The organism is Streptomyces sp. NPDC040410, from assembly GCF_055595715.1.
On record NZ_JBVIVK010000011.1, the window covers coordinates 282,435 to 293,373 of the forward strand.

A 10,939-nucleotide genomic window follows, 5' to 3' on the forward strand; every position below is an offset into this window, starting at 1 on the left:
CGACCTTCGAGGGGCACCACGGCACGGGTACCCGGACGGCCTCCCCCTCTGTCATTTCAACCTGAGAGCTTCACCGGACCGCCCGAGGGCTCTCCCGGCTTTCACCGTCGGTGAGAGCGGAAGCCGTCGACAACCGCCCTGCTTTCCAGAGTGACCTCGTCCGTGCGGTACGTGGGCCTGAGAGATTCCGGGGAGGATTTGCTCCTTCGGCGCCTCCGATGGTGTCTGGAGGACTCTCCCGCACAGGGTCAGCAGCCGCTTGCCAGCCTACCAGCGAGGTCAACGCCGAGCCTTCGAGTGGCCACCTTCCTGAATGTGCTCTTTTGTAGTGCTTACGGATGAGTTGCGACCAATTGGAGGGACCGTGCAGACCGACATCGATCCGCGCAACCTGATCGGCCGCAAGGCGTTCGACCGCAACGGCACCAAGATCGGCACCATCGACGAGGTGTACCTCGACGACGCGACCGGAGAGCCGGAGTGGGCAGCCATACGGACCGGCCTGTTCAGCAGGGACGCCTTCGTGCCCCTGGAGCCCAGTGAACTGGTCGAGGGCACCCTGAAGGTGCCGTTCGACCGGGCCCTGATCAAGGACGCCCCGGACTTCGGCGTCGGACGGCACCTCTCACCGGAACAGGAACTGCAGCTCTACCATCACTACGGCCTCGACGTGGCCGCTCCTCCCCCGTTCCCGGACCGCGACTTCGGCAAGGTCGCGGGCTCGGACGAGTCCTGAGGCACCGCGGTCTCCGGGCCTTCGGGTCTTCGCGCCACCAGTGGCATGTCCGACGCGTGCGCGACGTGCGGTACCAGCGGCAGCGGATCCGCCGGTTCCAGATCCGGGTCGCCGACCCGGAAGGTCCGTACGCGCCCGGGGTCCGAGTCGGGCGTCTCGAACCGCACGGTGACCCTGCCGAGGCCGCTGCCCTGCACCCATCCGTGCCCGTACTCGGCATGCCGCACGTCGTGCCCCGCCGGCCACCGTCGCTCCGCGGGCGTCTCCTGTTCCTCGACGGGCCGGTCCTCGCCCTCCTCCTCCGGATGGTCCGCCCGCTCCCCCGCCGCCTGCGCGAACAGGTCCTCCTGCGTATAGTCCGCGAGCCCGCTGACGCCCACCCCGAGCAGCCGTACGCCGCCCGTCGTGTCCACCGCGTCCAGCAACCGGGCCGCGGCCTCCCGCACCACCGCCGGGTCGTCCGTGGGCCCGCGCAGGGTTTCCGAGCGGGTCAAGGTGGAGAAGTCGTAGCGCCGCACCTTCAGCACGATGGTCCGTCCCGACAGCCCGGCCCCGCGCAGCCGCCGTACGCAGCGGTCCGCCAGCCGCTGCACCTCCAGCCCCACCCGCACCCGGTCGTGGATGTCCACGTCGTAGGTGTCCTCGACCGACACCGACTTCGTCTCCCGCTCGGCCACCACGGGCCGCTCGTCGTGCGCCAGCGCCATGGCGTACAAGGCGTGCCCGTGGGCCTTGCCCAGCAGCCGTACGAGCTCGTCCTCGCCCGCCTCGGCGATCTCGTCGACCGTGGTGATCCCGGCCCGCCGCAGATGATCGCCCGTCGCCGGCCCCACCCCCGGCAGCGTCCGCACCGACATCGGCCCGAGCATGGCCCGCTCGGTCCCCGGCTCGATCAGCACCAGCCCGTCCGGCTTGGCCTGCTCCGACGCGATCTTCGCGAGCATCTTGGAGGCGGCGAGCCCCACGGATCCCGTCAGCCCCGTGACAGCCCGTATCTCCGCGCGCAGCCTGACGCCTGCCAGCCGGGCCGACGCCTCGTCCCACGCCGCTCCCCCGGCCTCCAGGTCCACGAACGCCTCGTCCAGGCTCAACGGCTCCACGAGCGGTGACAGCGAGCGCAGGAGCCGCATCACCTGCTCGCTGATCGACTTGTAGAAGCCGAAGCGCGGCACGAGATACGCGGCGTTCGGGGCCAGCCGGCGAGCCTGGGCCATGGGCATCGCCGAATGGACACCGAACACGCGGGCCTCGTACGAAGCGGTGGCCACCACTCCGCGCGGCCCCAGCCCGCCCACGACGACGGCCTTCCCGCGCAGGCTCGGCTTGGATGCCTGCTCCGCCGAGGCGAAGAAGGCATCCATGTCGAGATGCAGGATCGTGGGCGCGGTTCTCACATCTCCGATGCTGCCCTACGCCACTGACAATGCCGCCGGAAGAGCCGGGGGGTCTCAGACCGCCCGGTTGCGCCGCCGCGCCAACTCGTCCGCGGGGTTCTGTCCGACCAGGGTCTCGCCGGTGTCGACCCGCTCGCCGTGCAGCTGCGACAGCGCGCTTTCCACGTCCCGCCACACCACACCCACGGCGATACCGAAGATGCCCTGACCGCCCTGCAGCAGCGCGTGGACCTCGTCGGGCGAGGTGCACTCGTAGACCGTGGCGCCGTCGCTCATCAGGGTCATGCGCCCCAGGTCGCGGAAACCGCGTTCCCTGAGGTGCAGCACGGCGGTGCGGATGTTCTGCAGCGACACACCGGTGTCGAGGAAACGCTTGACGATCTTCAGGACCACTACGTCCCGGAAGCTGTACAGACGCTGCGTCCCAGACCCGTAGGCCGGGCGCACGCTCGGCTCGACGAGGCCCGTGCGGGCCCAGTAGTCCAATTGCCGATAGGTGATTCCGGCGGCCGCGCAGGCCGTCGGGCCCCGGTAGCCGATCTCCTCGGACGCCATGGACGTCGCCCCTCCGCTGGTCGGCACGGCCGCCGGTCGCTGCGGAGCGTGGTCGGCCGCGCTGCTGTGAAGCGGGTACGGACCGCTCGCCCCGAGACTGCGTCCGGGAGCACCCCCAGCCATACCGTCGCCGCTGCTTCTCACGCCGACCTCCGTCCTTGACCTGCCTCCTCGAAGGTAGGCAGTCACCAGGGGTGCGTCAACGATCGCCACACTCGGCACGCCGAGTGATAATCACCCTAGGAGTGGTTTCCCGTACCCCGCCGCGGGGAAAGGCTAGCCGAATGCGCTCGGAGGGGGTCGCAGGACGCTCTCACAAGCCCCCGGCAAATGCCGGCCTTCGAGCCGTGCACGACTCACTGGCTGCTGGTGCCGAAGTCCTCAGGAGAGATCTGGTCGAGGAACTCGCGGAACTTCTCCACTTCGTCCTCCTGCTCGTCCGGGATCGCGATGCCGGCGTCGTCGAGCACGCCGTCGCTGCCGTAGATCGGCGTCCCGGTGCGCAGCGCCAGCGCTATGGCGTCGGACGGGCGGGCGCTCACCTCGACCCCGCTGGCGAAGACCAGCTCCGCGTAGAAGACGCCCTCACGAAGGTCCGTGATGCGCACTTCGGTGAGCTCCTGGCCGACGGCCTCCAGCACGTCCTTGAACAGGTCGTGGGTCAGCGGTCGCGCCGGAGCCATGCCCTGCTGGGCGAAGGCGATGGCCGTGGCCTCCCCCGGCCCGATCCAGATGGGGAGGTAGCGGTCGCCTCCCACTTCACGCAGGAGCACGATCGGTTGGTTGGAGGGCATTTCGACCCGGACACCTACGACATCGAGCTCGTTCACACAGCAACCCTAGGCCGTGCCCGGGATGTTTGGGTAGTCGGGCCGGTATCGCGTGGCCGATCCGGCCTCCCCAGGCCCGCCGCCTCAGGGCAGACGCACCCCGAGCGCCATCTGCACCAGTGCCGCGTGCAGCTTCACGGTGAGCCCCGCCAGTTCCTTTGTGCGGGCCTCCGCATGTGCCCTGGTCTGCGGGTTGCGGTGCCGCTTCAGCGGTGCCACCACCTGGTCGACGAGCCCGGCCTCACGGTCTGCGGCGGCCTTCATCACCCGAAGGTGCCGCGGCTCGATCCCGAACCGCCCCAGCTCGGCGACCAGCGACGCCACCGTCACCGCCTCGGCGTCGTACGAACCGTCCGGAAGCGGCGTGATGAGTCCGTAGGACTCCCATTCCTCGAACTCCTGCTCCCCGACCTCGGCGGCGGCGAGCAGCTCGGCCCGTCCGATGCGGGCCGCCGTCGGCACGTCGGACGCCTCCACGACGGCGTCGCCGTCACGCTGGCGGCTCACGGCCGGCAGCTGCACGGCCTCGCCGCGCTCCATGGCGTCCAGGTGCTCCCGGATCACCTTGAGCGGCAGATAGTGGTCCCGCTGCATCCGCAGGACGTGGCCGAGCCGCTCGACATCGTGCGCGCTGAACTTGCGGTACCCCGAGGGCGCGCGCTGCGGCTCGATGAGCCCCTCCGACTCCAGGAAGCGGATCTTGGAGATGGTGACTTCGGGAAACTCGTCGCGCAGCACGTTCAGAACCGTGCCGATGCTCATCAGCCCACTGTCCGCGGCGGCGGTACCGTGCCCGGCACCGCCGCTCGGTGATTGAAGCATGGACCTTCCCTGGGGTCCCCCCGGACGGAGTCCGGGGAGGTTCAGTAGCCCCGCTGGCTCGCGTAGAAGACCAGCCGGTACTTGCCGATCTGCACCTCGTCACCGTTCGACAGGGCGACCTGGTCGATCCGCTCTCGGTTGACGTACGTACCGTTCAGACTGCCCACGTCGGCCACCGTGAACGAGCCGTCCGGACTGCGGCGGAACTCCACGTGCCGTCGGGAGACCGTCACGTCGTCCAGGAAGATGTCGCTCTGCGGATGACGCCCGGCCGTGGTCAGCTCGCCGTCCAGCAGGAAGCGGCTGCCCGAGTTCGGCCCGCGTCGCACCACCAGGAGCGCCGACCCCAGCGGGAGCGCGTCCACAGCCGCCTGCGCCTCCGGGGAGAGCATCGGCATCTGCGTCTGGCCGGTGGCCTCCGCGTCGTAGGCCTCGAGTCCGGAGATGGAGATCGTCGAGGTCGTCTCGGAGGGACGCTCGGCCGCCGCTCCGCCGCGCAGCGGCGCGCCGCAGTTGGAGCAGAAGCGGCTGTTCTCCGCGTTGCGGTTACCGCACCTCGTACACACCAGGGCCGCCATAGGGGAAAACCCTCCACCCGTACTTGAGGTTGACGGTTGTCCGAAACCTATGTCGCCGGACTGGGCAGGGTCAACAGACGGCGCGCCCTGGCCTCCGGAAATGTCACCGCCCGGGGCTGGGACCTGGTCCCGGAACAGCGGGCGCTGACCCTCTGCGTCAGGCTGTGCGCGATGACGGGCGGTCGCATTGTCGCTGCCCTCTCGCGCGCTCTTGCCGAACAACTTCGCAAACAACTTCACGGGCGATTCCCCTTGACCGAAACAGACCCGCCCGTGGGGCAGGACGAACCCTGATTGAACACACCGGTCGACCCGGACATCCTCACAACGTCCGTATCCACCAAACAGTTTCCACCACGCGCCACCCATTCGGTGCGCCGACCCCCCGCAAGCTCATCACCTGGGCGGACCTCCCCCATACACCCCCGGTTCACCGCGAGGACGACCGAGCGTAGTCAGGCCGCTGCGCAGCTCGCAAGGCGTCCACGACGATCTCGTCCGACCGCTCGACGGTCACGACGGCCTGCTCCTTCTCCAGGGTCTGCACCACGCCTCCAGGGATGTTGAGTGCCGGTTCGAGGTCCTTCGGGTTGCCGATGACCTTGAAACGATAGGGGGCGTTGATCTTGTTCCCGTCGACGCTCACGCTCTTGTCGGAGTCCGTCAGGTAGGTGCCGGCGACGACACGCACGTCGTTCACCTGGATCGCCTCCGCGCCTGCCGCACGCAGTTCCTGGATCGCGTCGAGCAGCATGTCCGCCTCGACCGTCCCCTTCGTGTCGTCGATCGTCATGGTGATGCCGGGACCCTGGGCGGCCACCGTGCCCGCCAGAATGCCGAGTTGCCTCTCCTTCTCGACCGTCTGCTTTCGGGCCTCCTCGGCCTGGTCCGAGCTGTTCTCCAGCTCGTCGCGCTGCTTCTCGAGTCCCTGCTTCTCGTCTTCAAGACGCTGAGTTCGGTCATCCAGTTCATCGAGAATGCGAACAAGATCTTCCTGGCGTGCTCCGCGCAGCGCACTGTCGCTGTCGCTGTTCGAGGCCACCTGGACGGCCAGACCGAACCCGAGGCCGAACAGCAGCACGGCGACGATCAGTTGGGCTCGGCTGACCCTCGGCGGCCACAGCCCCTTCACCAGACGCTGGCGACCGGTGAGCCCGGGCTCCGTCTCGCGGACCTCCTCGGCCTCGGCAACGGCCGTCGGCACCTCCTCGGGCAACTCCTTGCGCAGCCGGTTCTCAGGCGTCGCGTCCTGGTCGCTCATCGGCCTCACGCCCGGAAGACGTGCCGGCGGATCGCCGCGGCGTTGGAGAAGATGCGGATACCGAGGACGACGACGACACCGGTCGACAGCTGGGCTCCCACGCCCAGCTTGTCGCCCAGGAACACGATCAGCGCCGCCACGACCACGTTGGACAGGAACGACACCACGAAGACCTTGTCGTCGAAGATGCCGTCGAGCATGGCCCGCAGACCACCGAAGACGGCGTCGAGCGCCGCCACGACGGCGATCGGCAGGTAAGGCTCGACAACCGCCGGAACCTCGGGCCGGACCAACAGGCCGGCCACGACTCCCACGACGAGGCCCAGTACGGCGATCACGATGTGCCCTTCTCACTTCTCGGCTGTGCTGTACGTACGATCACACTCGGTGCGGCGGGCAGCCGGAGGTCGTTCTCCACGGAGATGCCGGTCCGGATGCCGTAGTTCTCCTGCAGGGCGTGCAGATACAGGCCGTCGGCGCTGTTCTGGAACCTGGTGCCCAGCCGCTTCCCGTCCCCCACGGCCAGCACCGTATAAGGCGGAACCAACGGTTTGTTGTCGACCAGTATCGCGTCACCCGCGGCCCTGATCGCCGACAGGGCCGTCAACCGCTGCCCGTTGATGGACACGGCCTCGGCGCCCGATTCCCACAGGCCGTTCACCACGCGCTGCATGTCGCGGTCGCGCACCCGCCCGGTGTCGGAGAAACCAGAGGTCTCACGCGGGTCGCCGTCGCCGCCCGTGGTGGCTTCCTTGGCGTCGTTCACGACCAGTTTCACGCCGGGACCGTGGACCTCCGAAGCGCCCGAGAGGATTCCGACGAGCTCGGCCTGGTCGCTGCCGCCGGTATCCCTGAGTGCCTCGCGCTGCCGCTCGCTCACGTCGTCGCGCAGCTTGTCGACCGTGCCTTCCAGTTCGTCCGCCGCCTCGGTCTCCCGGTCGATGCGGTCGATCAGCTCCTCGCGCTCCTTGGCGACCACGGGTGCCGCAACCCGAGCCTGCGCCGCTCCCACGGTCACCACCAGCGCCGCGAGCACCAGGCCGGCAGCCAGACCGAGCTTCGCCCTGAGCGTCTTGGGCATGCCCCCGCCGCCCTCGGCCTTCTTCCGGGCGGCGGTCTCGGCGTATCCGTCGTCGAGGCTGTGGTCCATGACGTTGGTGAGCAGCGACATGGAGGCGTCCGGGCGCGAAGGGCGCGTGGGTGTGCTCCGAACGGGGGGCTGCTGCGGCATGCCGCACATCGTCGCACGTCGCGACCGATACCTCCGAATGGCCCCACCGGCGTGCCGGACAGGCCCCCTTGGGGGACACTTGTCCGGCACGCGCGCGTGCTCCGTTTTTCAGCGACCGGCGCTGTCCACGACTGCGGCCCACTCGTCGAGCAGGGCCTGGGCAGACGCGTCGTCCGGCCCCTCCGCCCACAGATGGGTGACGGCCTCGGCGGGGTCGGGCAGCACCATCACCCAGCGCCCGTCCGTCTCCACGACCCTTACGCCGTCGGTCGTGTCGACGAAGCGATCTCCCGCCTCCTCCACGACCCGCCGCATCACGAGTCCCTTGACGGCCCACGGCGTCGCCAGATCCCGCTTGAGGACATGCGCCCTCGGAATCCGGGCGTCGATCTGGCTGAGCGTGAGCTGCGTCCGCGCCACGAGGCCGATCAGCCGTACGAAGGCCGCCGTACCGTCGAAGACGCTGCTGAACTCCGGGACGATGAACCCGCCCTTGCCGTCACCGCCGAAGATCGTCGAGTCGTCGCCGCCGACCCTGGTGAGATCGTCGGGCGACGTCGTCGTCCATTCCACCTGCGTCCCGTGGTACGCCGCCACCTGCTCGGCGATCCTGGTGGTGGTCACCGGCAGCGCCACCCGCCCACTGCGCCGCTCCGCGGCGACCAGGTCGAGCATGACCAGCAGCGCACGGTCGTCCTCGACGATCCGCCCCTTCTCGTCGACCAGCGACAGCCGCTCGCCGACGGGATCGAACCGCACCCCGAACGCGGCCCGCGCGGACGCCACAATCTCTCCCAGCCGTACCAGCCCCGACCGCCGTGCGTCCGCCGTCTCCGTCGGCCTCGACTCGTCGAGACCTGGGTTGATGGCCAGGGAGTCCACCCCGAGCTTGCCGAGCAGACTCGGCAGCACCAGGCCGGCGCTGCCATTGGACGCGTCCACTACGACCTTGAGCCCCGACTCGGAGATGCCGGTCGTGTCGACGTTCCGCAGCAGCGATCCGGTGTACGAGTCGAAGACGCTGGCCGGGAAGTGCAGATCCCCTATCTCTCCGGGGAACGCACGCCGGTACTCCTGCCGCGCGAACACCCGGTCCAGCTTGCGCTGGCTCGCCTGCGACAGGTCGGCCCCCTGCCCGTCGAAGAACATGATGTCGACGGAGTCCGGCACCCCGGGCGTGGTGCGGATCATGATGCCGCCGGCACTGCCCCGCGCGGTCTGCTGCCGGGCGACGGGCAGCGGTACGTTCTCCAGGTCCCGTACGTCGATGGCACTGGCCTGAAGCGCCGAGATGACCGCCCGCTTGAGCGCACGGGCACCTCGGGAGTGGTCACGGGCCGTGGTGACGGTGGAGCCCTTCTTGAGCGTCGTCGCATAGGCACCGGCAAGCCGTACGGCGAGCTCCGGTGTGATCTCCACATTCAGGATCCCGGACACCCCGCGGGCTCCGAACAGATGCGCCTGCCCCCTGGATTCCCAGATGACCGAGGTGTTGACGAACGCGCCGGCCTCGATCGTCTTGAACGGGTAGACCCGCACATTGCCCTGCACGATGGACTCTTCGCCGATCAGGCACTCATCACCGATGACCGCGCCGTCCTCGATGCGCGCCGCGCGCATGATGTCCGTGTTCTTGCCGACGACACACCCGCGCAGATTGCTGTGCTGCCCGACGTACACGTTGTCATGAACAACGGCCTTGTGCAGAAAGGCTCCGCTCTTCACGACGACGTTGGATCCGATGACGGTGTGCTCGCGGATTTCGGCACCGGACTCGACCTTGGCGTAGTCCCCGACGTAGAGAGGCCCACGCAGAACGGCGTCGGGATGCACCTCGGCGCCCTCGGCCACCCACACGCCCGGTGAGAGCTCGAACCCGTCGATCTCGACGTCGACCTTGCCTTCCAGCACGTCGGCCTGTGCCTTCACATAGCTCTCGAGTGTGCCGACGTCCTCCCAGTAGCCCTCCGCGACATAGCCGTAGACGGGCTTACCCTCCTTCATCAACTGCGGGAACACATCACCGGACCAGTCGACGGGCACATCGGCTTCGACATAGTCGAATACCTCGGGCTCCATCACGTAGATGCCGGTGTTGACGGTGTCGGAGAACACCTGGCCCCACGTCGGCTTTTCGAGGAAGCGCTCGACCTTGCCCTCTTCGTCGACGATGGTGATGCCGAATTCCAGAGGATTCGGCACACGTGCCAGACAGACGGTTACCAGCGCGCCCTTTTCCTTGTGGAAATTGATGAGCTCGGTGAGGTCGAAGTCGGTCAGGGCATCGCCGGAGATGACAAGGAAGGCATCGTCCTTCAACGCCTCTTCGGCGTTCTTGACGCTTCCGGCGGTACCGAGTGGCTTCTCCTCGTTGGCATAGGTGAGCTCCATACCGAGCTCCTCACCGTCACCGAAGTAGTTCTTGACGAGCGAAGCCAGGAACTGGACAGTAACGACGGTCTCGTTGAGCCCATGCCTTTTGAGCAGCCGCAGGACATGCTCCATGATCGGCCGGTTGGCCACCGGCAGGAGCGGCTTGGGCATGCTTGAGGTCATGGGACGAAGGCGCGTGCCTTCGCCTCCGGCCATCACGACGGCCTTCATGTCGGAAGCGTCCTCCTCGAAGAGACGACGGTCTGGCCGACTACCCCCGTCCAGATTGTCCCGCACTTTTCCATCGCGGGCCATCCAGCCCTTACGGCCGCACGAATGGGCGGGGTCAATCGGCCATGGTGTCCGCACGGACCAGGCGGCGGACTTGTACCACGTAGAGGACTCCTGCCCACCAGTACAGCGTTGTACCCCACCCTGCGAACGCCCATCCGAAAATAGCAGCGAGTGACGCGATCCATCCGCTTGCGTCACTGAGCAGGAGCAAGGGGAAGGCGTACATCAAGTTGAAGGTCGCCGCCTTGCCCAGGAAGTTCACCTGCGGCGGCGGATAGCCGTGGCGCCGGAGGACGCCCACCATGACCAGCAGGACCAACTCCCGCGCCAGAAGTACAGCGGTCAACCAGATTGGCAGAATCTCACGCCACGTCAGTCCGACCAGAGTTGAGAGAATGTACAGCCGGTCAGCTGCGGGATCCAGGAGCCGGCCGAGGTTGCTGACCTGGTTCCAACGCCGCGCGAGCTTGCCGTCCAGGTAGTCGCTGACACCACTCAGCGCCAGCACCAGAAGTGCCCAGCCGTCACTCTTGGGGCCCCCGAACTCGGGCCTGAGAATCAGCCACAGGAAGAGCGGCACACCCACGAGCCGCGCCATGCTGAGGATATTGGGGATGGTGAGCACCCGGTCCGTCTGGACGCGGGTCTCCTGGACCTCCACCCGGGGGCCTCCTGTGGGAAACGTGCCAACGATGCCCCCTGACCCTACCTCAACGCAAAAAAGCTCTGACTCCTGGGCTGCGTGCCCAAGAGCCAGAGCTCTAAAAGGAGTTCGGCGGTGTCCTACTCTCCCACAGGGTCCCCCCTGCAGTACCATCGGCGCTGTAAGGCTTAGCTTCCGGGTTCGGAATGTAACCGGGCGTTT

Annotated in this window: 11 protein-coding genes, 1 rRNA gene and 1 riboswitch; of the genes, 1 reads left to right on the forward strand and 11 read right to left on the reverse strand. The window is 67.9% G+C overall.

Translation table 11 applies throughout. The features are described from left to right. Nucleotides 1–155: 155 nt before the first annotated feature. Nucleotides 156–251: riboswitch (glycine riboswitch) on the reverse strand. Nucleotides 252–364: 113 nt separating this feature from the next. After that, a complete protein-coding gene (locus ACZ562_RS23185; protein ID WP_471182217.1) occupies nt 365–736 on the forward strand; it encodes a PRC-barrel domain-containing protein in 372 nt (123 codons plus the stop codon). Here ACZ562_RS23185 and ACZ562_RS23190 read toward each other — a convergent pair. The 11 genes from ACZ562_RS23190 to rrf all read right to left on the reverse strand — a co-directional run. After that, on the reverse strand, nt 658–2,130 hold the full coding sequence (locus ACZ562_RS23190) for a DNA polymerase IV (RefSeq protein WP_471182219.1): 1,473 nt from the start codon (nt 2,128–2,130) through the stop codon (nt 658–660). The genes ACZ562_RS23185 and ACZ562_RS23190 overlap by 79 nt on opposite strands. A gap of 54 nt (nt 2,131–2,184) precedes the next feature. After that, nucleotides 2,185–2,829: a MerR family transcriptional regulator gene (locus ACZ562_RS23195; RefSeq protein WP_471182222.1), complete on the reverse strand. Its 645-nt coding sequence runs from the start codon at nt 2,827–2,829 to the stop codon at nt 2,185–2,187. A 212-nt stretch (nt 2,830–3,041) separates the two neighbouring features. After that, complete coding sequence (locus ACZ562_RS23200; protein WP_004002801.1) at nt 3,042–3,515, reverse strand: bifunctional nuclease family protein; 474 nt, start codon at nt 3,513–3,515, stop codon at nt 3,042–3,044. An 84-nt stretch (nt 3,516–3,599) separates the two neighbouring features. Then, on the reverse strand, nt 3,600–4,337 hold the full coding sequence (gene ftsR, locus ACZ562_RS23205; protein WP_471182224.1) for a transcriptional regulator FtsR: 738 nt from the start codon (nt 4,335–4,337) through the stop codon (nt 3,600–3,602). Between the two features lie 41 nt (nt 4,338–4,378). Further along, nucleotides 4,379–5,284: an FHA domain-containing protein gene (locus ACZ562_RS23210; protein WP_471182226.1), complete on the reverse strand. Its 906-nt coding sequence runs from the start codon at nt 5,282–5,284 to the stop codon at nt 4,379–4,381. Between the two features lie 61 nt (nt 5,285–5,345). Beyond that, the gene (locus ACZ562_RS23215) at nt 5,346–6,176 is read right to left on the reverse strand and encodes a DUF881 domain-containing protein (protein WP_471182227.1); all 831 of its coding nucleotides are present in this window, start codon (nt 6,174–6,176) and stop codon (nt 5,346–5,348) included. Nucleotides 6,177–6,181: 5 nt separating this feature from the next. Next, nucleotides 6,182–6,514 carry a small basic family protein gene (locus ACZ562_RS23220; protein ID WP_003988855.1) on the reverse strand — a complete coding sequence of 111 codons (333 nt, stop codon included), beginning with the start codon at nt 6,512–6,514 and terminating at the stop codon, nt 6,182–6,184. Further along, complete coding sequence (locus tag ACZ562_RS23225; protein WP_471182230.1) at nt 6,511–7,407, reverse strand: DUF881 domain-containing protein; 897 nt, start codon at nt 7,405–7,407, stop codon at nt 6,511–6,513. Before ACZ562_RS23225 ends, ACZ562_RS23220 begins: the two co-directional genes overlap by 4 nt. 108 nt (nt 7,408–7,515) lie before the next feature. Then, nucleotides 7,516–10,011 carry a sugar phosphate nucleotidyltransferase gene (locus ACZ562_RS23230; RefSeq protein ID WP_471182232.1) on the reverse strand — a complete coding sequence of 832 codons (2,496 nt, stop codon included), beginning with the start codon at nt 10,009–10,011 and terminating at the stop codon, nt 7,516–7,518. A 115-nt stretch (nt 10,012–10,126) separates the two neighbouring features. Next, nucleotides 10,127–10,735 carry a CDP-diacylglycerol--glycerol-3-phosphate 3-phosphatidyltransferase gene (gene pgsA / locus ACZ562_RS23235; RefSeq protein WP_471182235.1) on the reverse strand — a complete coding sequence of 203 codons (609 nt, stop codon included), beginning with the start codon at nt 10,733–10,735 and terminating at the stop codon, nt 10,127–10,129. Nucleotides 10,736–10,844: 109 nt separating this feature from the next. Continuing rightward, a 5S ribosomal RNA gene (gene rrf, locus ACZ562_RS23240) occupies nt 10,845–10,939 on the reverse strand; the annotation flags it as partial.